General features: G+C 37.0%; 18 protein-coding genes. 13 read left to right on the forward strand and 5 right to left on the reverse strand.

Features of this window, described 5'->3' with window-relative positions:
* Window positions 1–491: 491 nt before the first annotated feature.
* From BN2144_RS14025 to BN2144_RS14035, 3 genes are all read left to right on the forward strand, one after another.
* Complete coding sequence (locus BN2144_RS14025) at window positions 492–2372, forward strand: ABC transporter permease subunit (protein ID WP_222860098.1); 1881 nt, start codon at window positions 492–494, stop codon at window positions 2370–2372.
* Window positions 2373–2699: 327 nt separating this feature from the next.
* A complete protein-coding gene (locus BN2144_RS14030) occupies window positions 2700–3602 on the forward strand; it encodes an HpcH/HpaI aldolase/citrate lyase family protein (protein WP_033828867.1) in 903 nt (300 codons plus the stop codon).
* On the forward strand, window positions 3599–4060 hold the full coding sequence (locus BN2144_RS14035) for a MaoC family dehydratase (protein WP_230199746.1): 462 nt from the start codon (window positions 3599–3601) through the stop codon (window positions 4058–4060). The genes BN2144_RS14030 and BN2144_RS14035 overlap by 4 nt, the downstream gene beginning before the upstream one ends.
* A gap of 202 nt (window positions 4061–4262) precedes the next feature.
* Here BN2144_RS14035 and BN2144_RS14040 read toward each other — a convergent pair whose 3' ends face one another.
* Genes BN2144_RS14040 through BN2144_RS14050 form a run of 3 tightly spaced genes read right to left on the reverse strand, consistent with a single transcriptional unit; the run spans window position 4263 to window position 7845 of the window.
* The gene (locus BN2144_RS14040) at window positions 4263–5387 is read right to left on the reverse strand and encodes a Ger(x)C family spore germination protein (protein ID WP_033828868.1); all 1125 of its coding nucleotides are present in this window, start codon (window positions 5385–5387) and stop codon (window positions 4263–4265) included.
* Window positions 5384–6481, reverse strand: a complete 1098-nt coding sequence (locus BN2144_RS14045; RefSeq protein ID WP_033828869.1) for a GerAB/ArcD/ProY family transporter — start codon at window positions 6479–6481, stop codon at window positions 5384–5386. The genes BN2144_RS14040 and BN2144_RS14045 overlap by 4 nt, the downstream gene beginning before the upstream one ends.
* On the reverse strand, window positions 6478–7845 hold the full coding sequence (locus BN2144_RS14050) for a spore germination protein (protein WP_033828870.1): 1368 nt from the start codon (window positions 7843–7845) through the stop codon (window positions 6478–6480). Before BN2144_RS14050 ends, BN2144_RS14045 begins: the two co-directional genes overlap by 4 nt.
* Window positions 7846–8446: 601 nt before the next feature.
* On the opposite strand from BN2144_RS14050, the gene treP reads away from it, so the two are divergent.
* The 3 genes from treP to treR are packed head-to-tail and all read left to right on the forward strand — an operon-like array spanning window position 8447 to window position 12830.
* Window positions 8447–10375 carry a PTS system trehalose-specific EIIBC component gene (gene treP, locus BN2144_RS14055; RefSeq protein ID WP_075047842.1) on the forward strand — a complete coding sequence of 643 codons (1929 nt, stop codon included), beginning with the start codon at window positions 8447–8449 and terminating at the stop codon, window positions 10373–10375.
* A gap of 51 nt (window positions 10376–10426) precedes the next feature.
* The gene (gene treC, locus BN2144_RS14060) at window positions 10427–12085 is read left to right on the forward strand and encodes an alpha,alpha-phosphotrehalase (RefSeq protein WP_033828871.1); all 1659 of its coding nucleotides are present in this window, start codon (window positions 10427–10429) and stop codon (window positions 12083–12085) included.
* A gap of 28 nt (window positions 12086–12113) precedes the next feature.
* Window positions 12114–12830, forward strand: a complete 717-nt coding sequence (treR, locus tag BN2144_RS14065) for a trehalose operon repressor (RefSeq protein WP_033828872.1) — start codon at window positions 12114–12116, stop codon at window positions 12828–12830.
* A 323-nt stretch (window positions 12831–13153) separates the two neighbouring features.
* Here the strand turns inward: treR and BN2144_RS14070 are convergent, their stop codons facing one another.
* Complete coding sequence (locus tag BN2144_RS14070) at window positions 13154–14068, reverse strand: SDR family oxidoreductase (protein ID WP_033828873.1); 915 nt, start codon at window positions 14066–14068, stop codon at window positions 13154–13156.
* A 154-nt stretch (window positions 14069–14222) separates the two neighbouring features.
* Here BN2144_RS14070 and BN2144_RS20125 point away from each other — a divergent pair, with 154 nt between their 5' ends.
* The 7 genes from BN2144_RS20125 (at window position 14223) to BN2144_RS14100 (ending at window position 22905) form a co-directional block, all read left to right on the forward strand.
* Window positions 14223–14387, forward strand: a complete 165-nt coding sequence (locus tag BN2144_RS20125; RefSeq protein ID WP_187367015.1) for a hypothetical protein — start codon at window positions 14223–14225, stop codon at window positions 14385–14387.
* Between the two features lie 263 nt (window positions 14388–14650).
* Window positions 14651–15061: a tripartite tricarboxylate transporter TctB family protein gene (locus tag BN2144_RS14075; protein WP_033828874.1), complete on the forward strand. Its 411-nt coding sequence runs from the start codon at window positions 14651–14653 to the stop codon at window positions 15059–15061.
* A gap of 15 nt (window positions 15062–15076) precedes the next feature.
* A complete protein-coding gene (locus BN2144_RS14080; protein ID WP_033828875.1) occupies window positions 15077–16594 on the forward strand; it encodes a tripartite tricarboxylate transporter permease in 1518 nt (505 codons plus the stop codon).
* A 52-nt stretch (window positions 16595–16646) separates the two neighbouring features.
* A complete protein-coding gene (locus tag BN2144_RS14085) occupies window positions 16647–17675 on the forward strand; it encodes a tripartite tricarboxylate transporter substrate binding protein (protein WP_033829044.1) in 1029 nt (342 codons plus the stop codon).
* A 191-nt stretch (window positions 17676–17866) separates the two neighbouring features.
* A complete protein-coding gene (locus tag BN2144_RS14090) occupies window positions 17867–18568 on the forward strand; it encodes an ABC transporter ATP-binding protein (RefSeq protein WP_033828876.1) in 702 nt (233 codons plus the stop codon).
* Complete coding sequence (locus BN2144_RS14095; RefSeq protein ID WP_050632326.1) at window positions 18568–22050, forward strand: FtsX-like permease family protein; 3483 nt, start codon at window positions 18568–18570, stop codon at window positions 22048–22050. The genes BN2144_RS14090 and BN2144_RS14095 overlap by 1 nt, the downstream gene beginning before the upstream one ends.
* Before the next feature lie 198 nt (window positions 22051–22248).
* Window positions 22249–22905, forward strand: a complete 657-nt coding sequence (locus tag BN2144_RS14100) for an LppM family (lipo)protein (protein WP_050632327.1) — start codon at window positions 22249–22251, stop codon at window positions 22903–22905.
* 576 nt (window positions 22906–23481) lie between these two features.
* Here BN2144_RS14100 and clpB read toward each other — a convergent pair.
* Window positions 23482–26082, reverse strand: coding sequence for an ATP-dependent chaperone ClpB (clpB, locus tag BN2144_RS14105; RefSeq protein ID WP_033828878.1), 2601 nt, complete (start codon window positions 26080–26082; stop codon window positions 23482–23484).
* Window positions 26083–26157: the final 75 nt, after the last annotated feature.

A 26157-nucleotide genomic window follows, 5' to 3' on the forward strand; every position in this document is an offset into this window, starting at 1 on the left:
GCTAGAAATAATCCCCCTTTTATTGTAGGTATGAATTTTATTTCATACCTACAATAAAAGGTCACCAAGCGAAAGCGCGGTAGCTTAACCCCAACATTTGACAAAGAACCTTTTTTATGGAATTGGAGAAGGAAAAGCAGAGAAAAATAGAGAAATAGTAAGATAATCACTAATTTTATGGACGAGGGGTACGTATGCGAATATTAAAAATAGCATTATTTTATTTTGTTGGAATTATCGGGATCATATGTATAAGTGTTTTTCCTCAATACATCGAATCGTTAACATTGGGTGATTCCTCATCCTATTACAAACAATTAACTACCTTTCTTCTATCTTTAAGAAACTCGGAAACATGGAGTTATGAAACAATGTTTTCACCAAATTCGTCTCCGATAGTTGACGTGTTGTATGAGCCATTCCTCTATTCATTAAAGATCTTATTCGGTGCATTTTCTTTCGGGTTGCTCCTCGCGCTTTTATTGGCGGTCTTGATTCAATTTCTAAACAAGTCGATTCCAGCTATCAAGTCTATGTTAGATTTCCTAGAATCCATCCCGGACTTAATACTAGCTACTTTATTACAGATGTTTTCTATCTATATTTTTAAAAAGACGGGCATTTCTTTTTTTGCGGTTGCGGCTTACCAAGAACCGATTTATTTCGCCCCAATTGTTACATTGTCAATTTTACCAGCGATTTCCATGTGTAAAATTTTAACACATTTAATAGAAGAAGAGTCATTAAAGCAATATGTTCTTTTTGTGAAAGGGAAAGGGATTCGTAAAATCGTTGTTTTGGTGAAACATATTTTACGGAATATTTTTCCGGATTTTTCCCATCGTTTAAAACTGATTATTTGGGGGATGTTATCTAGTCAGTTTATTATTGAACGTATTTTTAATGTTCAAGGGTTAACCTTTTACTTAGTGGAAAGCTTTACGCCAATAACTATTTTTACAGCGCTATTTCTCATTTTTACCCCTTTTTATTTATTATTTTCAATTTTAGATTTTATTGTCGAAAAAGATCAGTATGAATCCAATCCTATTCAAGGTGTATGTCGTAGGAAAAAGTCTGGCGTAAAGGCTGTCGTTATAAACGGGATAGACAATCTACACGTTACATTTCGTCAACAGTTCCGCCATTTCATCAAGATGATTAAAAGGAAAAGCTGTTTTCTCAAAGATTGCTTTTTGAAGGAAAATTTTTTGTTGTTAAAGCAAGGCGGCGACTCCTGCGGGAGAAGCACGAGCCGAAGACCCTGCAGGAGCGAGTTCGAACAACGAGCTACGAAGCGGCTGAGGCCGTGCCCGCGGAAAGCGTCCGCCTTAGTGAATAACAACAAAGTTTTTGAAAACAGTCAAAGGAAAAGACGGTGGGATTCTGTTCGGCTCTATTTGAAAAATTGGAAAATACTTGTAGGGGCCTCTTTCTTTATTTTTGTTATCAGTTATAGCTTTTCCTATTCAATGATTACAAATGATCATGTGGATCAAGTAAAGCTATTATACGATCAAAATGGAGCATTAATTGCTGCGCCTCCATATCCACCTACAGAGCCTTTTATTTTCGGCTCAGACAAGTTCGGTTATAGTATCTTTGACCAATTAATCGTCGGAGCGAAGTATACATTACTATTTGGCATGTTAATCGCATTGTTACGAGTTATTGGTGGCCTGATCTTTGGCAGCTTGTATGCTTTTTGGTTAAACCGCACCTTTCAAAAAGGGGTTGACAAACTAACGGAATCCTTACACTATGTCCCATTAAGTCTTATTGCGTTAATCTTGCTTGCTCCGGTACTCATGTCTTCTGGTCCTCTGTTTGCTTTTTCTCAAACAGAGCGCATGTTGATTGAAATTGTTATCTTAACCATTCTTGTCGTGCCATTGACTACAGTACTAATTGGGAAGGATATTCAAGGGGTGTTGAGACAGGAATTTATCAAAACAGCAAGAACGCTCGGTGGAAGTAATACATACATATTTTTTCGTCACGTAATGCCACATATTCGTCCGAAGTTAGCGATTTTGTTTGGGCAACAATTTATCCAAGTATTAGTTGTCTTCATACATCTAGGGATGTTTGAACTTTATTTTGGAGGAACGAAAGTAAGTCTCGGTTCGATGCCGTCAAAAGTATCCGTTACCTATGAGTGGTCTGGATTAATTGGTGCGATAGCAAGAGGGGCACTTCGATCTGAACAATATTGGTATTTATCGATATTCGTTGCATTTTTACTAGCTATTTTCGCAATGCAGTTCATCCTTCGTGGCTTGATTGAAATTGGGGAGCGACAACAAGGTGTAGTTTATCCCGCATTAACGGGCAGTAAAGCCTCCCGATTAAGATGTAAGCAAAACAGCTAAGCGAAAGATCAACTGCCCGTAAAAGCCCGCTTGCCTCAGGCCAACACGATGATGGTCACACAAGCGTTGTCTGAGGTTTAGCTTGTGTTCCTCTTCAATCAGTGGGGGATGAGGAAAACCCTCACTGATTGAAGGTTTACTTTATAAAACTAAAAAAGATCAAAAACTGTTAGCCGAAGAACAGAATCAAATAGAAGGGACTTCACGTGATGGTTTTCGGTTGAATCAAATAAATAAAAGTAAAAATAAAAATGTACAGGTCTAGTCTATTTTTCAAAATTCAATCGTAAAGATAGAAGGAGGGTAGGTAAAAGGAGAGATTATACGATGAAACCAATTCGCTCGATGTTGTTTGTTCCTGGTTCAAAAATGGTGTGGTTTGATAAAATTCCGAGTTATCATGCGGATGCAATTATTCTTGACTTGGAAGATAGTGTGCCAAACGATTTAAAAGAAAAAGCAAGGGAAGATGTTGCGTTTAGCATGAAAGAGTTACATAAGCAAGGACAACGAGTATACGTTCGGATTAACAAAGGGCCATATTGTTTCAACATGAATGATATTGAAGCTGTACTCCAAGAGGAATTAGAAGGCATCGTTTTACCTAAAGTAGAAGGGCCGGAAGATATCGACTTAGTCACAAGCATAATCTCAGAAATCGAGTATAAAAAGGGATTGCCAGTTGGAATGACAAAACTCATCCCGACATTGGAAACGGCTCGGTCTATCCAATTTGCGTATGAAATTGCCGAAAAAAAGCGTGTCACAGCCATTGCTGGTGTTAGTCCAAAAAGTGGTGATGTTGAGCGTTCACTTGGGTATCAGTGGACGGAAGAAGGGATAGAGAGGTTATATATTCGTTCCCAAGTTGTTGTTGCGGCACGAGCGGCAAATGTGCAGCCAATTGGTGGATTATGGCAAAATGTGCACGATTTAGCTGGTTTGAAACAGGCAGCGAAAGGCAACAGACAATTAGGCTTTACAGGTGAGATGATTATTCATCCGTCTCATGTTCCAGTTATCAATGATGTGTATTCTCCTACAGAGAAAGAGGTTCAATATTATAAAGGGATGATTCAAACGTTTAATGAAGCGGTAAAAGAAGGAAAAGCAGCGGTTCTTTATGAAGGTGAACATATAGATTACGCACATGTAAAGTCAGCGAAAGCCTATCTCGAGCTTGCGGAACAATACAGAAATAAAGAAGAACAGATGACGAAAGGGGAGTGAGCCCTCTGGGTAAATACTTTGAAGAGCTAACTGTTGGTGAAGTGTATAAACATGCCATAACCCGCACAGTGACGGAGACGGATAATTTACTGTTTTCCACTTTAACCCATAACCCTCAACCACTTCATTTAGATGCCGAATTTGCGAAATCAACAATACATGGCGGCATTATTGTAAATAGTATGTTTACCGTCGCCCTCATCGTTGGCATATCTGTTTCTGACTTAACATTAGGGACAACTCTAGGAAACTTAGGGTTTGAAGAAATGACCTTCAAAGCGCCAGTACGAATTGGAGATACGATTCGAGTCGAAACCGAAGTTCTTGCTAAAAAAGAATCGAAATCAAAACAAGATCGGGGAATTGTTTGGCTTGAACATCGTGGGTATAACCAAAAGGGAGAGCTCGTCGCCCGCGCGAAACGTCTTGCCATGATGATGAGAAGACCAAGTGAATAGCAACTAGTAGTTCACCGAAAAAACTTTTTTTATCTATGATGTCATGTTACTGAAGTCTTTCTTATTTGTTCACTATACGAAGTGTTTACGAATAGCGGACGAATGATTGTATTTAATCAAACGACAAAGAAATGATGCGTGGGCAAAAGTGTACAAGAGGTAGGCTCCTGAAAAACTTTTGCCCTTTGTATTAACTAAAAACTTACTCCATCGTCCCTGTACTAGTAATATTCACTTTAATGTCTACATGAAACTGCACATTCGGATACAACTCTTGCCACTCTTGAAAAGTATTCCTTGTATGCAAATGGGTTGCTTTATAGCGAAGCCCAAACCCAATCGGATCAATATTTTTTTCTTGGAAGAAAGTTAATAATTCACTTAAATTATTTTTCGCAACTTCACTTGTTTCTTGTCCATATTTTTCGAGACGCGTTCCTTCAGTATATTTAGAAGCTTCTTCCAATATACCTTGGTGGCGCAGTTTAAATGTAATGGTTGGCTTTTTTTTATTCTTCGTCTGGATGTCATAAGAGACGTTGGAAGAATCAATAAAGACACCATATTTAAACTTCTTCTCACCATCTTCAAAGATTTCTGCGTTAAATCGCTCGATATTTCCTCTTAAAATATTGTATAGCATTGTTTGATGGGGGGTTAATTCAACATGTTTTTCCATCCCTAAGACGATTCCCCGATTAATCACATATTTTTTTTCCAACTCATCAATTGTCACAACCGGCAGTACTGGGTCAATTCCTTTTTCAATTTCTTGTCTACGAAAGTCAAATAAATAAAGCGTCGTAATATATGGGGATTGGACCGCTGTTCGACTAAAAAAATTAAATAACGGTGCGGTAACGGAAGATTGGGATTTTGGCTCCATCTTGATTACTTCATCCGCTCTCGGTTCTGCTACAGCAATCCAAGAAATAAGCTGAATATCTCTCCTTCGATGAAAAAAATCTGTAATATTTCCAAGATCTCTATCCAATAAATTTTTACTAATTAACACAATCTTCATATGTGAGAAATCAATATCTTTATCAATGGAAGTTCGTATAAGTGCTATTGCTTCAGAAATGCTTGAACTACTTTCTGAAAAAAACGCGTATTGCACACCTTCTTGCTTAATTGAACCAGAAGGAATGACAACTTTTAATGTTACTTTATACGGTTTTTCGTGATCGCCTGAATCATCAACAGCAATGGCAGAGACGAACGCTCGTTTATCAATATCACGGAACGAACACCCAGGAATGACCGTTAAACAAAGAGGTAAGATACAGAACAAAATGAGATACAACGGATTCTTATGATGGGTCATTGTTTTGCTCTCCTTTTTAAAACGTAGAAAAGAACGAACATCAATGAAAAGAACATTGGTATAATATTATTGAAATATTCAGAAAAGACAAGTAATTTATTTTCATTTAACACAGTAATTAAATAAATACTTACTATCCAAAATATACTGATGACTCCAAGAAGTAAAAAATTGATATTGTTCCAGACAAACTTTTTTGATTTTATGAGCTTTTTCACGATTTGAATGACGACATGCCAATGTAGGAGAATGCTTAAAAACGTTGTAAATATCGATATAATTAAAGCGACAAAAAGAACACGTTCGACGACACCAAGAGGCATTAGTAATGCATCACTTGCCGTAATCATTGGATATGGTACGGTATCAATATTTTCAAATCCAAGTAAGCCAATCGGGATGAAAAAACTAGCAAGTAACGTTCCAAAGCAAAGAAAAAGGGATAGAAAGTAATCCTTCCAAGTGAATTTGAGATTATGTTCCTGAAACTGGTTATTAAAAATAATTAAATTCGTTATACCTAGATAAACGTAAAGGGCATTCGCCATAACGGAATAATTTGGAAAATGAACAATATGCATGACGGCTTCTTTAACATATTCGAGTTCAAATTCATCACTTGTTAAGGCTTTAAGTAACAACAATATTAAAAACGGAAAGGTGATGATTAAGACAATCTCTAACGTATAAAGAACACTTTTTGTCTTTAATAACATACCAAAAGTCGTAAAAATTAAAAAAATGACCATCATGAATAATATCGGTGTCTCAGGTGTTAGAAATCGCTTTAGGGTAAAGATAAAGGTAATAAGTGAAACTAAGCCGGCAGAGAACCATACGATTGCAATCATGGTCAATATAATGGTTACTATCCATTTAGGAAAACGTTCCCCTAACACCTCTGGTAAATCTTTCCCTGGCACAGTTTGAAAGAAGCGAATAAATCCAAAAAAGATAAAAAAGCCAAAGAAAACCGACAAAACAATAGCCAGTAACGCACCCTCTTCTTTTAAGTTCAATAAAATTTTGTGACCTGCGGAAATGCTATAGCCCAACATATTGACGATAATAAGATAATACACATAACGTCTCATGACTTAACACCTTTAGTTTCCATCTTTTTCTTCTGGATATATAATTTTAAATACGGTTCGCCAAAACTATCCATATTTGTTAAGTAAAGAATGAAAGCAAGAAACGACAAGATTAGTCCGGTAATTCCGGCAATCGATGCAAAAAATAAAAGAAGGTAACGAATTAATCGAATCGCAAAGCTCATTTCATTAATCGGAATGGCAAAAGTTGCAATCGCTACAGCTGAAACGATAATGACCATAATATTTGAAGTCAAAGCTGCTTCTGTAGCGGCTGTTCCAAGAATTAACCCACCTACCGTTGTCGCTGCTCCACTAATCGATTTTGGCAACCGAATGCTCGCCTCTGTTAACAACTCCATAAAAATAAGTAAGAACAAAACTTCCATAAAAGAAGGAAACGGCACACCAACCCGACTACCTGCGACAGAAAAGGCTAACTCAGCACGAATAATTTCTGGATTGTAAGAAGTTACCGCAACATAAAACCCAGGTAACAATAAACAAATAAATAAACCAAAATAACGTAAAAATCTTAAAAACTTTGAAATGCCAAATGGTAAATATTTATCATCCATTGAGGTCATAAAGTCAAAAAATACAGAAGGAGCAATAATCGCGTTAGGCGTTCCATCTAAAACTAAAATGACTTTCCCTCCAGCCAAATTTTGGATAATACGATCACTTCTTTCTGTAATCATCATAATCGGCATGAATATCCACTTTTTATCATTTAGAAGTCGTTGTAATTCAGAACTAGATAAAACAACTGAGTGCTCCATCTGTCTCACTTTTTCTTGAATGTTATTTAAGACAAGATCATTCACATTATCCTTATCATACATAATCGCAACGGTTTGATTATTACTCTGTCCGATTACATGTGTTTCAATTTTTAATGATGGATTATGATAACGTTGGCGAATCATATTTATATTTGTCTGAATATCTTCACTTAAACCAAGTTCAGGTCCTTGGATGGTCGGTTCAATATTTGTTTCTAAAACAATATTGTTCGTTACCAACTTTAAGTCAAGTAAGCAATAGTCATTTTGAATTTGAATGAGAACACTGCCTTTCATTATATCCATTAATACTTGATCATTGTCTTTTAATTCACTGTTTTGCGGGAGTGAGGAAATATATGACTCATATTTTTTTAACGAACTCATTTCAAAAAAAGGCTTAATAATCATTTGTTGAATAAGATCACTATCGGTTACAGATTTTAAGTAAAAAAGTTGGATTTTTTTTTCTGTATCATCTAGTGGTTTATTAATAATGTCAAACGATGGTTTTAATTTTTCATCTAACCAATCGATTAAATTGTCTTTTAGTTTACTTTCTTTTGAATCGGTAGTCATACTTTTTCTCTCCTTACTAACGGGGTACGAAAAATAGTTTGTGTAAAAGAAAACAAATTATACAGAATATGGGTAAAGGGAAAATCGTACGTTGAACGATTCCTCTGTTTGGTAAATACAAGCTCGTGAACGAAGAATGTATTTATAAGCGATAGGAAAGGATAAACTTTTTGGAAATTACTGATTAGCATGATTATCTACTTAAGCGTGGACAAAATGAAATTCAGGCAAATTTTCTTACAAATAAATACGGTTACAATAAATACTTGCTAAATATGTATATACAAGTTAAAATGAAATCACAACTTGTATATACAGGTATTCGTAGATATATTGTAATTTTTATCCCGCATTAACGGGCAGTAAGACTCCCGCTTCAAGATGTAAGCAAAGCAAAACCTCCAAGTGGGAAATCAACTGCCCGTAAAAGTCTGATTGGTTTAGGCCAACACGATGTTGGTCACACAAGTGTTGTCACTGGACGTGACGGTTTTAGCTTGTGTTCCTCTTCAATCAGTGGGGATGAGGAAAACCCCCACTGATTGAAGTTTCACTTTATATTAACTATGAATAACATTTGTGAAAGATAGGGGGAAGAAAGATGTCCTATATTGAAAAGGTTTATGCGCCAATGAATGGGCATTTAGTAAGCATTGAGAACGTGCCAGACCCAACATTTTCTGAAAAATTAATGGGGGATGGGATTGCGATTGAACCAATAGATGGAGTAGTGACCTCTCCAGTTGATGGAGAAATTATTCTTGTCGCTAACACAAAACATGCCATTGGAGTAAAAGGTTCATCAGGTGTAGAACTATTAATTCATATCGGATTAGAAACTGTCGCCTTGAAAGGAGAAGGGTTTACTGTTCATGTTAATGTAGGGGATTGTGTGAAAGTTGGTGATCCACTCGTAACATTTGATTTCGATTTCATTAAAGAAAAAGCAAAAAGTATGATCACTCCGATTATTGTTACAAATAGTGATGATTATAAACTCTTGAGTAAAAGCAACGAAAAAAATGTTCAGCGTAAAAATACAACACTTTTGACAATAGAAGCCTATTCAAAACAAGATAATCATTTAGTAAAAGTTTCCGAAATATCTGAAACCCTCTATACAAGAGAAGCGAGGGAAATTATTCAAGCCATTGGAGGCAAAGATAATATTGAAATGGCCACCCACTGTGTTACAAGATTGCGATTTGTTCTAGAGGATGAAGGGAAAGTAAATAAAGAAACATTAAATCAAATCGATCTTGTTAAAGGGATTTTTTCGGCTAATGGTCAATTTCAAGTCATTATCGGGCAAGGGACAGTAGATAAAGTCTATCGTGCAATGGTAAAAGAAACAGGTGTTCGGGAAGCGTCAAAAGATGAAGTGAAAAATAAAGCAAGTGAAGTTCATCAAAATGCATTACAACGTGGGATTAAAATTTTGGCTGACATATTTATCCCCATTCTTCCTGCGATTGTTACGGCCGGTTTATTAATGGGATTAAATAACATCTTAGCGAATCCAGGCATTTTTGGAAGAACATCAAAAGCTGTGATTGAAATGTATCCAGAGTGGGCAGGCATTGCCGACATGATTAATATCATTGCCAATACAGCTTTTACGTTTTTACCAGCATTAATCGGTTGGTCGGCTGTGAAAAGATTTGGTGGTAGTCCACTATTAGGAATTGTTCTTGGCTTAATTCTTGTTCATCCAAACTTATTGAGTGCGTACAGTTACAGTGAAGCTTTAACAAAAGGAACCGTACCAACATGGAATCTTTTTGGTCTTGAAATAAATAAAATTGGTTATCAAGGTCAAGTATTACCCGTTTTAGTCGCTTCATGGGTACTTGCAAAAATAGAAATTTGGTTACGAAAACATGTAATCGATTCCTTGCAATTACTAATCGTTGCACCAGTTGCTCTTCTAGTCACAGGGTTTCTTTCGTTTGTCATTGTTGGACCAATTACACTACAACTTGGAAATTGGATTACAAATGGGTTTGTGGCGATTTTTGACACGGTTCCGATCATCGGTGGTCTCTTGTATGGGGCTTTATATGCACCACTAGTAATCACAGGAATGCATCATACATTCCTAGCTGTTGACTTACAATTAATTGGAAGTACGGGAACGACCTTTTTATGGCCAATCTTAGCATTATCAAATATTGCCCAAGGGTCAGCGGCATTTGGCATGTTCCTTGCTGCCAAAAATGAAAAATTAAAAGGCCTTGCAGGTACATCTGGTATTTCAGCTTGGCTAGGGATTACAGAACCAGCTCTGTTCGGTGTGAACTTACCAAATAAATATCCTTTCATTGCAGCGATATCCGGTACAGCCATTGCAGGTGCTTTTATAACATTAGAAGGAGTTCGAGCAACTTCAGTCGGTGTCGGCGGAATTCCTGCCTTTTTATCGATTGTCATTGATCACTGGGGCGTGTTTTTCATCGGAATGGCGATTGTCATTATTGTTCCGCTAGTTCTCACATATCTCATTGCAAAACGAAAATTAATAAATCAATAAGATGATTGTTAATGAAAAATTCACGAAAAAAGCAGAGCGAGGAGGGTTACAATGAATGAAGCATGGTGGAGACGAGCAACTGTCTATCAAATTTACCCAAAAAGTTTCAATGATACAACTGGAAAAGGTACGGGTGATCTAAAGGGGATCATTCAAAAACTAGATTATTTGAAAAAATTAGGTGTTGACGTCCTTTGGTTGACACCAATCTATCAATCTCCCCAAAATGATAACGGCTATGACATTAGTGACTATTTTTCCATTTATCCAGCCTATGGGACGATGGAAGATTTTGAAACATTATTAGAAGAAGCGCATAACCGTGATATTAAAATTATTATGGATATGGTGCTGAATCACACATCAACAGAACATGAATGGTTTAAAAAATCCGCCTCATCTCGAGATAGCGAATACAGAGATTTTTATATTTGGAAAGATCCAGTCGAGGGGAAAGAACCGAATAATTGGCAATCTAAATTTGGTGGGTCAGCTTGGCAATTTGACGAAAATACAGGTCAATATTACTTGCATTTATTTGATGTTACACAAGCAGATGTAAACTGGGAAAATCCACGTGTCCGAAAAGCACTCATTGATGTGATTAGATTTTGGGCAGAAAAAGGAATTGACGGGTTCCGATTGGATGTGGTCAATCTTGTCTCGAAAGACCAGCGATTTCTGAATGATGAAACAGGAGACGGCAGAAAATATTATACAGACGGTCCACGTATTCATGAATTTCTCCACGAAATAAATGAAGCGGCTTTTTCACCATATAACATGATGACTGTTGGTGAAATGTCATCAACGAGTTTGGAAAATTGCATTCTTTATACAAAACCGGATCGTAAAGAACTAGATATGACATTCCAATTTCATCATTTAAAAGTAGATTATCCGAATGGAGAGAAGTGGACAAAAGCACCGTTTGATTTTATTAGATTGAAGAAAATCCTTTCCGAGTGGCAAACAGGTATGCACGAAGGAAATGGATGGAATGCACTATTTTGGTGTAACCATGATCAGCCACGAGTGGTATCTCGATTTGGTGATGATGGGAAATATCATAAAGAATCAGCGAAAATGCTCGCGACTACTCTTCATTTTATGCAAGGTACTCCTTATATTTACCAAGGTGAGGAAATTGGGATGACAAATCCTAACTTCGAATCTATAGATGAGTATCGCGATGTTGAATCGATTAACGCATATCATATTCTTAAAAAAGATGGGAAAAACAACGAAGAAATTATTGATATTTTAAAACAAAAATCCCGTGATAACAGTCGTACTCCTATGCAATGGTCGGATGAAGTAAATGCAGGTTTTACGACAGGAACGCCTTGGATAAATGTTGCGAGAAACTATCCGGAGATTAACGTTGAAAAAGCGCTACAAGATGAAGACTCGATTTTCTACCATTATCAAAAGTTGATTCAATGTCGAAAAGACTATGGTATTATTACGTATGGGGACTACCGCTTACTCTTAGATGAAGATCCAAACATTTTTGTCTACACTCGTCAGTGGAATGAAGAAATGCTTATTGTCGTTAGTAACTTTTATGGTGAAGAAAAGGAAATTTCAATCCCTGTTGAGAAAAAGGAGAATGCGGAAATTCTTATCTCGAATTATAAAGATTCACCAGAAAATTGGCAATCACTAAAGTTAAGACCGTATGAATCCATAGTTTACTATATAAAATAAACGTCCAATCGTATGAGGGATTACTAACATGGAAAAGAAATATATGCAAATTTATCGGGATTTAGCAAAAAAAATAGAACAAGGTGTTTGGCCGAGAAATAGCTTGTTACCATCAGAAAATGACTTAACCGAAATGTACGGAACATCAAGGGAAACGATTCGAAAAGCATTAAATTTGCTCTCGAATAATGGATATATTCAAAAGGTACGTGGAAAAGGTTCCATTGTAATTAATGTACACCGCCTATCATTTCCTGTTTCTGGCATTGCTAGTTTTAAAGAACTTGCTGAAAAGCTCGGATTAGAAAGTAAAACAATCGTCCATGAACTTGGATATATTGATTCAAATGAAATTCGAAATAAGCTGCAAGTCGATGTGAATGAAAAAATTTGGCATGTCACGCGAATCAGGGATATAGGCGGGGAAATGGTGATTTTAGATAAAGATTTTTTCAATGAAACCTTTGTTCCGTTATTATCAAAATCCATTTGTGAGGATTCTATTTATGAGTACATTGAAAATCATTTGCGACTTGCAATTGGATTTGCTGTAAAAGAAATTATCGTTGAAGAGGTGACAGATGAGGATCGAGAACTTCTTGATTTGCAAAAGTTTGAACATTTAGTTGTCATTAGGAGTTTCGTTTATCTGGATGACTCTAGCTTATTTCAATATACAGAGTCCCGCCATCGTCCAGACAAGTTTCGTTTCGTTGATTTTGCACGACGCGTTCGGACATCATGATTGTTAGATGTAAAGAATCTAGAATGAAGAAGATGAATTTGTAAAAGATCATTCATTCCATTGGATTGCCTGTTGAAAAAGAGAAAGATCATGATAAATAAAATTCCAATTTGTGAAGAGTCATTACTTCATAAATTGGAATTTTCAGCTAATAGAAAAGTACAAATTTCCAGATTTTTATCCCATATACGCATAAGCGTAAAACGAAGGCGCAAGCAGCATTGCATAAGGCCAAAATACTCTCTTTCTCATCAAGCGACCTCTAGACCTCTAGTCTCTCGCTTCGCCAAGGCTTGTGTGCCCTTTAGTTTTCTTTAACATTTTCACGATGTCATAAATTCGCCTCCATTGACATGCATCGTTTGACCAGTAACGAAGCGAGAATCATCGGATGCCAAGTATACATACGCATGTGCAATTTCAAAAGGTTGCCCTTGCCGATCCATTAAATTATCTACAAGGGGCACTTGATCAGCTGAAAAACTAGCTGGAATAAGTGGTGTCCAAAACCGCCCCGGAGCAACAGCGTTAACTCGAATGCCTTTATCAACTAGATTCCGAGCTAAAGCCCGTGTAAACCCTACATTTGCCGCCTTTGTCGCTGAGTAATCAATGAGTTGATCATTTCCTACATAAGCGACAACTGATGCCGTATTAATAATCGATGCGCCCGCCTTTAAGAAGTGTAACGCTTTCCTTGTTGTATAAAAATGCGAATATATATTCACTTTAAATGTTTGGTCAAATTGTGCATCTGTTATATCTAGTAAACTGACTTGCTGAAACTGAATTCCGACATGATTACAAAGAATATCTAGTTTTCCAAATGTCTCAACTGTTTTTTCAACAATAAATTCGCATTGTTCTTTTTTCCGTAAGTCACCAGGAAGTAATAAACAGCGCTTACCTAATTCCTCAATCCGTTTTTTCGTCCGATCTGCATCTTCATGCTCGTCTAAGTAAGCAATCGCTACATTCGCACCTTCTTTTGCAAACGCAATGGCAACAGCTGCACCAATACCACTATCGCCACCTGTAATTAACGCGACTTTTCCTTTTAGTTTTCCACTTCCTGTATAATTTGTGTTTTCAATAATGGGTCTTGGCACCATTAAACTTTCAACACCTGGTTGGCGGTATTGTCGTTGTTCGGGAACGGTTAAGGCGACATCTTCGTATCGAGTAATTTTCCCGTAGTTTGGCGGTAATGGGTAATTTGATTGATTGTTTTCTGACATAGGCAACCTCCTAAAAAGCACTTTTTGAGTTACTATATGACAATTGGCTATGTTTCGTGAAAATACAGGTAGGTTTAAGAATGATGAGAGAAAGACAAGGTTCATAACAGGTGATTTTGAATAACTTATTTGAAAAGAGGGGGAGGTGGCCTTTTTGATTTATTACAATCCAACCGTTAAACTTTTGCTAATCCCTTATACAGACGAAAAGGTAAGGGTATATTATGATGGCTTCGCTTCATTTCAAATGCCACTAATTGGAAAACGACCACCATTCTATACGAATCCACAGTACGAAGCATACGAACCGGTTATTTAAGCTAAGTCAGCAAAGCGCTGGCTTTTTTTTTGAGCGTATTCTATGTTACAAATTAACCAGTAATGACATTACACAGTTTCGAAATGGGAAATACTTACGGAAAAAATCTTACGTATTTTAGTGCCCAATCGATAGGGAACTGAATATAGAAATATAGGATTAGGTTTTCTCGCCTATTGGGAAAAAAGTCATTTGTAAATATATGAAAGGGGGAAACGCATATTCTTGCTCACATAAAAAACCGTTTCGGCGGGGTTATTTCTATGATTGTTGGTTTCATTTCCTTATACGAAGCCATTCGCCTCTATCCGTACGGAACTGGACTATTCATAGGTGACCACGCTTTTCCTGGACTAATTGGAATCGTTTTTGTCTCAACGGGGTTCCTATATCTTCTATTCCCAGTAAAAGAAGCGAAAGAACCGTTTAAAAAAGAAAGACGAAATACGATGTTAATTGTTGTAGGTATTTTATTAATCTATTGTTATTCCATTCTTTTTCTCGGTTATTTTATAAGTACGTTATTGGCGTTTACCATTTTACTTAACGTTATTGGCAAATATCGATTCCTCTTCTCCATCATTTTTTCAACCATTTCGACAACAGCCTTTTATTATCTATTTATCGTATTGCTAAAAACACCTTTACCAAATTCAATCCAGTGGCCATTTTAGAAGGGAGGTTTGTATTTGGAAGCTATTTCATTTCTGTTAAGTGGGTTAGGAAGTGTGTTAACTCCAATGAATTTAGCTATTGTCATGCTCGGTTCGTTGCTCGGAACATTGGTAGGTGTCTTGCCGGGACTTGGACCTACGTCAGCAATAGCGATTCTTTTACCATTAACGACCGTTCTAGATCCTGTGCAAGGAATTATTATGATGGCAGGAATTTATTATGGGGCAATATATGGCGGGTCAACGACGGCAATACTTATGAATATCCCTGGTGAATCCTCATCCGTTCCAGCGACTTTAGATGGATATCCACTGGCAAAACAAGGGCGAGGAGGAGCCGCACTTGGAATTGCAGCAATTGGTTCATTTTTTGCCGGAATACTTGGGCTAGTGGGTCTCGTCTTATTTGCACCAATTTTAGCTGACCAAGCATTGAAATTTGGCCCACCTGAATATTTTGTATTAATGTTTATGGCCCTTCTGATATTGTTCAATATATCCGGCTATTCGTTTATTAAGTCAATTATTATGGGGGCACTTGGGTTATTGCTATCTTTTGTTGGAATTGGCATGTCGACAGGGGTACCCCGGTTTGACTTTGGCATCCCTACGCTTACGGGCGGATTAGAGATGGTCAGTATCATTATCGGTTTGTTTGCAATTACAGAAGTATTAAAAGGTATTGAAGAAAGTCGAGTAAAAATTAAACAGCAAAAAATTAAAAATGTTTTTCCATCTAAGCAAGATCTAAAAGAAAGTCGTATGCCGATTTTACGTGGAAGTCTACTCGGTTTTTTTCTCGGAATACTGCCAGGCTTCTCTGCAACAATTACTTCCTTTCTGTCGTACGATTTAGAAAAAAAGTTCTCGAAACGGCCATATAAATTTGGTCACGGTGCCATTGAAGGGGTTGCCGGACCAGAATCGGCTAACAACGCAACGAGTTCTGGTGGGTTTATTCCGCTTCTTTCATTAGGGATTCCTTCATCACCACCATTAGCGGTGTTGCTTGCGGCATTTATGATTTATGGATTGACACCAGGACCAGTTTTGTTCGAACAAAATAGTGAATTCGTTTGGACAGTTATTGCAAGTATGTTTGTCGGAAATGTCATCCTTCTCATATTAAATTTACCGCTCGTTGGTCTTTGGGCGAAACTAACAGATGTACCGTTTGGGGTTCTCGCACCAATTATTTTAATGATTAGTTTACTCGGTGCGTATTCTGTACGAAACAGTTTATTTGACTGTTTTGTTGCGATTATCTTTGGTGTTCTGGGGTATTTATTCCACAAGTTTAACTGGCCAGTAATCCCTCTTATTTTATGTCTAGTTTTAGGACAGAAAATGGAAATTTCGTTTATCCAATCACTAGAAATGTCGTCTAATAATCTACTAATCTTTGTCAACCGACCAATTTCACTTACCCTTTTTATTTGTTCTATTATCATTCTGATCATATCCATCTTATTTACAAAACGAACGAAGCGAAGAATCATTCAAGAAACGGGTGAAACACAAGATCTTTCTTAAGGCAAATTTGGCAAATACGTAAGAAAGTTACCTTTATAGGGGAGTTGTTATGATGAAAAAAATCCAAGTATTCTTTGCAAGTTTATTAATGGTATTTACGTTTTTGGCTGGTTGTGCAACAAATGACACAAGTAAGAAAACAGAATCAACATCAAAAGCGAAACAGGCCCATACAAATTATCCTTCCCGACAAATCGAACTTGTTGTTCCATTTGCAGCAGGTGGTGGGGTTGATCTTGCTGCTCGAGCTGTCGCAGATTATGTAAGTAAGGAGTGGGGACAGCCGGTTGTCGTTGTTAACAGGACGGGAGGTGGTGGGATTGTCGGTGCTCAATCTGCGTTAATTGAAGCAAAACCTGATGGCTATACCGTTTTGATGAATAATAATTCTTCGACAACGATGTATGAAGCCGGGACAACAAAGCCGATTCTCACCTCTTCGAATCATCAACTCGCAGCACGTGTTGCCACATCTCCACTCGTCTATGCAGTCAGTGCAGATGCTCCTTGGAAAGATTTGAAAGATTTTACCGAATGGGTGAAAGAACATCCGGAAGAACTAACTTGGGCTAGTGTCGGTCCCGCTGGATTTTCAAGTTTTGGTGTTGCAGAATGGTTAACGTCTGTCGGGGTTGATTTTTCAAAAACAAAAATGGTTTCTAGTGAAGGAGCAAGTGACTCAGCAACAAAAGTAGCTGGTGGGCATGTAATCTTAGCCGTCCATAATGCAGGAGAGGTATATTCGTTAGTTGAAGCAGGAAAATTAAAAGTATTGGCAGTACAGGGATCTGAGAGGAGCCCACTGTATCCAAATGTGCCAACAACAGAAGAGTTAGGATTTTCAGATTTGACTGTAAGCTGGTGGACTGGAATTTCATTACCGAAAGATACTCCAGATGAGATTGTGAAAAAATGGGATGAAGCGATTGCGAAAATGCAAGAAGACAAAGAGTTTCAAGCGCAACTCGAGAAAATTTTCTTACAACCAGGTTACTTGAATGGGGAAGATCTTACGAAAATAGTCAAAGAAGAAATCGACTGGTATACCGAATTAGCTGAAAAAACAGGAATACGGAAGTAACTTAAATAAAAATAACCCGCTTTAAGTAATACGGATAAAAAGTTTATGAGCCTTGATGGATTTTCCCATGAAGGCTTTTATAGTTTTAAAATATCTTCATGAATGAATACTTAGATAATATGTTAAAATAATATCAACGAATGAAATGGGGATTTTTACTCGAAAAAATACAAACAAATTCAGGTGACAAAATGAGTTATATACACTTTAAAAATATAAAAAAACAATACCGGATGGGTGAAGTGACCATCGATGCACTAAAAGAAATTAATTTTGAAATTGATGAAGGTGAATTTACCATTGTTGTCGGTTCTTCAGGTGCTGGAAAAACAACTGTCTTAAACTTGCTAGGAGGAATGGATATTCCAACAGAAGGAACGATAATCGTCGATGAAAAAAATATAAGTACATATTCAGAAAAACAATTAACGGAATATCGGCGTGATGATATCGGATTTGTCTTCCAATTTTATAATTTAGTACCAAACTTAACGGCGAAAGAAAATGTTGAATTAGCAACACAAATTAGTCAACATCCGCTAGATGTGGAAGAGGTGCTAAGAAAAGTTGGCTTAGAAGAACGGATGAACAATTTTCCGGCTCAACTTTCTGGTGGAGAACAACAGCGGGTAGCTATTGCTCGGGCATTAGCGAAAAATCCAAAACTTCTCCTATGTGATGAACCAACAGGAGCGCTCGATTACCAAACGGGTAAAGCTATATTGCAACTACTACAAGAGACCGCGAGAAAAGAAGGAATGACAGTCATCGTTATTACACATAATTCGGCACTTACGGATATGGCTGATAAAGTGATTCGAATGAAAAGTGGCGAGGTTATAAGCATTGAAACGAATGAACATCCAGTTTCAGTAGAAAGGATTGAATGGTAATGAAAAAAGCGCTTTATAAAAACCTTTACCGTTCAATAAAAAATAATAAAACACGGTTCTTCTCAATTTTATTAATTATTGCCATTGGTGTCGGCTTTTTTGCAGGAATTAATGCAACAGAACCTGATATGATTTTATCAAGTGACCATTACTATAAAGAGGCTAAGCTTTTTGATGTACGGGTTACGTCACCACTCGGTTTTTCAGATAAAGACATGAGGACTGTTAAAAACTTGAATCAAATAGAAACGGTTCAAGCTGGATATACGAAAGATTTGTTCCTAACAACGAAAGATGGAAATACATATACGGTTCGCCTTCATAGTTATGAAGAAAAAAGTTCAGAGTTGAACAAACTCCAACTCGTGCACGGAAGACTACCAAAAAAACAAGGTGAAATCGTTGTAGAAGCGGGAAATTATGCACCAAGAGGGTTAGAGGTTGGTAGTACTGTCAAACTGTCCGTGCCTGAGGGAGAAAAGCTATCAGACTCGATAAAGACAAACTCGTTAAAAGTCGTTGGCCAAGTAAATTCGCCATTTTACATTAGTTATGAACGTGGGCAAACAACTATTGGTGATGGATCAATTAACTTCTTCGCCTATATGAACGAAAATGATTTTACCAAAAACAATATTTTCGAGCTTTATATAAAAACAAAAAATAGTGGAGACTTGATTGCTTATTCAGAAGCTTATCAGAACAACTTAAAACCTATCAAAAAAGAATTAATGAATATTGGTCGGGATACCCTTGTTCGTGAAAAAGAAAAACTGGAACAAAACTTGAATGAAGGAAAACAAGAACTCGAAAAAAACAAAAGAATGGTGGATCGCGAATTTCGAGAAGCTGAACAAAAATTACAGGATGCTGAGCAAAAAATAGAAGACGGCGAAAATGAACTCGCCGAAAAAGAGAATAAATATAAAACCGAACTTACTGCGGCAAAAAACAAACTAGAAACAGCAGAACAGCAAATAAAGAATGGAAAGTCCGAATATCATAAGCGGCTCAATCAATGGAAACAAGGCTATTCAGAGTATGAGAAAGGTGCAACAACGTTAGATGCAGCAAAAGAAAACTTGGATCGTGCGTTAACGGAGATTGAAAAGGGCGAAACTGAATTAAATTCTGGTAAAGCCCAACTTGATAAAGGAAAACAACAAATCTCTTTATTGCAAAAAATAATGCAAAATCTTACGGTCATGAAGGAGTCATTCCAGAGTAGCCCACCAAAAACGGTTGAAGAGTACGTTCGCTTTATTAATAACATAGAACTTTCCGAAGAGATAAAACAAACTTTCAGGAAAATTCCTTATAGTAATAAAACAATACCAATTATAGTCGGAACAATTGATGAAGTAATAGATAATGTAACAAATCAGTTAACAAGTGCCGAATCAAAATATAATGAAGGGAACCAAGCTTATGAAGACAATGTAAAGAAACTAGACGAGGCAAAACAAAATTATAACAAGCATCAAGCACAATATATTGCCGGAATAAAGCGACTAACAATGACAAAACAAACGTTAGATGCGACAAAAAAACAACTTGCTGAAGCAAACAGGGAGTTAACGATAAATGAAACAAAAATTCGTGAAGGAAAAAGTCAATTAAAAAAACAAGAAACCAACTTGAAACAAGCGATTGCTGAAGGTGAAAACCAATTACAAAAGGCGAGAGCGGAATTGGCAACTGGAAAAGAAAAGTACAAGAAAGAAAAAGCCGATGCGGAGAAGGAGATAAGGAAGAGTGAACAGAAATTAAAAAATGCTGAGGAAAAACTTACAGCTATTCCAGATCATTGGTTTGTTAATGGTCGTGAAGCTAATCCTGGGTATACAGATTATCATGATGATGCGAGAAGAATCGGGGAAGTCGCAAAAGTATTTCCTCTCTTTTTCTTCTTAGTTGCCGCGCTCGTATGTATGACAACAATGACAAGAATGGTGGAAGAAGAAAGAGGTCAAATTGGAACATTAAAAGCTCTCGGTTACGGGACAAGTACGATTTTGTCAAAGTACTTTATCTATGCTATTGCCTCAAGCTTAACAGGAGCAATCATCGGTTTACTCGTAGGATTTAAGTTATTTCCTACCGCAATTATGAACGCATATGGAATTATGTACAATATTCCGAATCGCATTACAGCCTTTCATATGAACTATACAATTCTTTCGCTCATTATTGCACTTACAACAACAACTGTTGCGACTTTAGTTGTCACGATGGGGGAATTACGATCGATGCCTAGTGTCCTCATGCAACCACGGGCACCAAAGCCAGGTAAACGGATTTTTCTCGAACGAATTGCTCCGATTTGGTCTAAATTATCTTTTTCACAAAAGGTCGCCTTCCGAAATATATTCCGTTACAAACAACGATTCCTTATGACGGTACTTGGAATTGCTGGATGTACGGCATTGCTCTTAACTGGTTTCGGCTTACGAGATTCGATTAATGATATTTTGGACAAGCAATTTAAAGATATCTTTTTATATGACGGTCAAGTCGTTTTTGATACGGAAAAATTAGCCGATGTACAGGATATCAATGAAGTTGTAAAGAAAGAAAAGGAGATTTCCGCTTCCTTACCAATTGTAAATGTTACAGTCGATACTCGTAGTCAAGATACGAACAGAAGTTTCGAAACAAATTTAGTCGTCCCACAAAAGACACAATCGATTGGTGATTTCGTTAATCTCCATGAACGAAAGACAGGGTTGCAAGTGACTATTCCCAATAATGCAGCAGTAATAACTGAAAAACTCGCTACATTATTACATGTTCAAGTAGGAGACATAATCGAATTTCGTACGAACGAAAATAAAACGTATGATGTAAAAGTAGGAGCAATTGTTGAAAATTACTTAGCCCATTATATATACATGTCACCTGACTATTATGAAACCGTGACGAAAAAAGTACCAGCATACAACACAGCACTATTTAATATAAAGGACCGATCGTCATTGAATGATCAAGCTTTTAAAGAAAAATTAATGGAGCAAAATAGTGTTCTTGGTGTTGGTTTAATCAAGTCAATGGCGGATGATTTCAAAGATACGATGGATAGTTTAGATTTTGTTGTGCTAATTTTAATTATTTCAGCTGGGGTACTCGCAGTCGTTGTCTTGTATAATTTAACTAATATTAATATAACGGAGCGCATTCGTGAAATTGCCACGATAAAAGTACTCGGTTTTCGTAATCATGAAGTTGATTTATACGTGTATCGTGAAAATATTTTTCTCACCATCATTGGCACTCTTGTTGGCCTAATTCTCGGCGTCATTCTTCATAAATATGTCATTAAAACAATGGAAATTGAAACGATGATGTTTGGTCAAACAGCACATGCTATGAGTTATGTATGGTCAATACTGTTAACATTACTTTTTACACTCATTGTTAATTTCACCATGCATTTTAAATTACAGAAAGTGAATATGGTTGAATCATTAAAATCTATTGAATAGAAGTACTGTATATACGCGGCTTCCTCTCGTTATGAGGGAGTCGTTTTAAGTTAGGAGATTTTTATAAACCGTTAATGAACAGATGAGTATAGCCAATGTTTTATTATTAGAGATATTGGTAAAATAAGGTTAACATACTCGCCAATATCGATTAATATGGTAAAGTAGGAGTTTAATAAATTAATGGAGGATTGCCTTGTGAAGAAAAAATTATTTGTTTTATTACTTTCTTTATTTTTATTATCCGGTTGTGTGAAAGCAGATATCGGGGTAAAAGTTAATGAGAATGGTTCTGTAGACACATCAGTACTAATGGGGATCGATAAAGGGGTCTATGGAATGATTGAAGGAACATCTGATGATCCGATTGCTGAAATGAAAACAGATTTAGAAGATGAAGGCTTTAAAATTGAAGACTATGAGACTGATAAATACAAAGGAATGAAAGCAAAGAAAACGTTCAAAAATATTGACGATTTTTCTCTTGACTCAGCCACAGCTACAGATTCGCCTTTTGATATAAAAATAGATAAAGGTCTATTTTCCACAAAATATACAGTGAAAGGTTCTTTTGCCGGTGAAGGTGGGGAGATCTCTAGTGAAGAACAAGCAATGTATAACCAATTCGATTTAACATTTACATTACAATTACCTGGAAAAATTGGAGATAACAATGCGAAGAAAGTAGAAGGAAATAAATTAACTTGGGACTTATCATTGAACAAAACAACAGAAATAAAAGCAGAATCAACGAAAACAAATACTGTTACAGCTGTTATCAGTGTTGCTCTGCTCATTATAATCGTCATCGGTATCGGTTATATTATTTTTAAGAAAAAACGAAAAGTATCATAATCACTAGTTTTTTTGGAAAGAACGTATATAAAATATGAATTTTCGACGTAGTGTAATATGAATAAATGGATGGATCCCCTTCACGATTGAGTGGAGGGGATTTTTAAGCTAACAGGAAGGTTTCGACAGCACTACATCAAATGACTACAGTATGATATTCCTTCTTTGGTTGTACGGAAGGCTTCGACAGCTTCTATAAGCCCAATTTCTCATGATTTCAAGTAAAACGGGTTCATAGAGCAATTCTATTAGCCCATTTTCTCGTGATTTCAAGCAAAACGGGTTGATAGAGCGATTTTATAAGCCCATTTTCACATGATTTCAAGCAAAAACAGCAATAGAGCACTAGTATCATCAAGTTACCTCACATAAAATAAAAACCCACAAGTTCCGGACTAGGAACCGTAGGATATGTTGAAAATCTACTAACCGTGGATTATCGTATTTTACACAAAGACTCCAAGATTTCCGTAGATTAAGAACACTAAGACCGGCAAACCCATGCAGTTTAATTTCGATAACAATAGGTTAGCGTAGTCTCAGCGTATAACCTGTGGGACTAACAGCCTATTTTTGTCAATTTTCAGTAACCAACACAATTTTATTATCTTTAATCGTTATCGTTACCGTTTGATTCTCCTCAATATGCCGAGCGATAATTTGTCGGGCGAGTTCTGTTTCAAGAGAACGCTGAATAAATCGCTTCAACGGTCTTGCTCCATAAACAGGGTCGAACCCATTCTCAGCAAGAAAAATTTTCGCTTCGTCAGTTAAAACTAATTGAATTTGTTGTTCCCTTAACCGTCTTTGTAATTCTTCAATAAGTTTTGTAACGATTCCTTTAATATTTTCTAACGTTAACGGTTTAAATAAAATAATCTCATCAATCCGGTTTAAAAATTCTGGACGGAAATGACTCCGTAGTTGGCCCATGACTAAATCCCGTGCTTCAGCCTGAATCTCATCTCCATCAAGCGCTTGTTCAAGTAAAAATTGTGATCCGATATTCGATGTCATAATGACGACCGTATTTTTAAAATCGATCGTTCGTCCTTGTGAGTCCGTGATGCGCCCATCATCAAGCATTTGCAATAAAATATTAAACACTTCTGGATGCGCCTTTTCAATCTCATCAAATAAAACAACAGAATAAGGATTACGTCGAACGGCTTCTGTCAATTGGCCACCTTGTTCATAACCGACATAACCAGGAGGGGCACCGATTAATCGAGAAACTGCGTGTTTTTCCATATACTCGGACATATCAATTCGAATGATATGTTCTTCACTGTCAAACAAGTGCTGTGCAAGGGCTTTAGCGAGTTCTGTTTTTCCGACACCGGTTGGCCCGAGAAATAAGAACGAACCAATTGGTCGATTCGGATCTTTAATACCAGCCCTAGCCCGTAGGATCGCATCTGATACAAGTTTAACGGCTTCGTCTTGTCCGATGACGCGTTCATGTAAAATTGACTCCAATCGCAATAATTTCTCTCTTTCACTTTCAACTAATTTTGTAACCGGAATCCCTGTCCAACGTGCAACAATTTCCGCAATTTCTTCTTCGGTTACTTCTTCTCTCAATAACCGGTTTCCTTCGTGTTCATGGACTTTTTCCTCTAACTCACGTAACTCTTTTTCTAATGCCGGAATGCGACCATGTCGTAATTCAGCAGCTTTATTTAAATCATATTCATTTTCTGCTTTTTCTAAATCTCGGCGTAGTTTCTCAAGTTGTTCCCGTTTCTCTTGAACGAGCTCAATTCCTTTTTTTTCAATTTGCCATTTTGCTTTCATTTCATCCGCTTGATTACGGAGCTCCGCGAGTTCTTTTTTCAATATTTCTAATCGACTTTGGCTAACTGGATCCTCCTCTTTTGATAACGCTGCTTCCTCAATTTCTAGCTGCATGACACGTCTTGTCACTTCATCAAGTTCTTGTGGCATCGAATCAATTTCAGTTCGGATCATTGCACAAGCCTCATCCATTAAATCAATCGCTTTATCCGGTAAAAAGCGATCCGTAATATAACGGTTGGATAAAACAGCAGCAGAAACAAGGGCACGATCATGAATTTTGACCCCATGGTGAATTTCATAACGTTCTTTTAAGCCACGTAATATCGAGATGGTATCTTCCACATCAGGTTCTTGGACGATTACTGGTTGGAAACGGCGTTCGAGTGCTGGGTCTTTTTCAATATATTGCCTGTGTTCATCTAAAGATGTCGCACCGATACAATGTAATTCACCACGAGCAAGCATTGGTTTTAACATATTACCTGCATCCATCGCACCATCTGTTTTACCCGCTCCAACAATCGTATGTAACTCATCGATGAACAAAATTATTTTCCCGTCACTTTTTTTAATTTCATTTAAAACTGCTTTCAATCGTTCTTCAAATTCACCGCGGAATTTTGCACCAGCGACAAGTGAACTCATGTCAAGTGCAAAAATCGTTTTATCTTTTAAACCTTCTGGAACGTCTTTTTTTACAATACGCCAAGCTAATCCTTCAACAACAGCCGTTTTCCCAACACCAGGTTCGCCTATTAACACCGGATTGTTTTTCGTCTTTCGTGATAAAATGCGAACAACTTGACGAATTTCACCGTCTCGACCAATCACAGGATCGACTTTACCAGCACGTACATCAGTAACAAGGTCACGACCATATTTTTTCAGAACATCGTACGTTGCTTCAGGATTTTGTGATGTCACTCGTTGATTCCCCCTTATTTCTCGAACGGTTTCCAGAACCGCTTGTAATGTTAAACCTTGATTTTGTAATAATTTGCCAGCTACTGTAGATAAAGTAACGGAAGCAATGAACACATGTTCAACAGATAAATATTCGTCTTTGAACGTTCTCATCGTTTTTTCTGCTTCTGTAAAAACTTGTTGTAATTGGTTTGAAATATATATCTTTCCTTGATCAATACCTGTTCCAGTGACGCGTGGACGCTTTTTTAATAATTGTTGAAGTTCTTTTTCAAACATTGTTACGCTAAGATGGGTTTTTTCTACAATCGCCGAAACAAGATTTTCCGGTTCTTCTAAAATAGCAAGATAAAGGTGAACTTCATCGATTTCTTGGTGTTTTTGATCTGTTGCAATGGTTTGGGCAGACATGATTGCCCGTTGCATGCGTTCAGTCATTCGATTGATATCCACAATCATCACTCCTTTGACCTTTTTTGACCTATTACAATTATAAAATCTTTATTCAGAAAATGCAAAAGCGGGAAA

It is taken from the genome of Bacillus andreraoultii (assembly GCF_001244735.1).
Classification (GTDB): domain Bacteria; phylum Bacillota; class Bacilli; order Bacillales; family Caldibacillaceae; genus Caldifermentibacillus; species Caldifermentibacillus andreraoultii.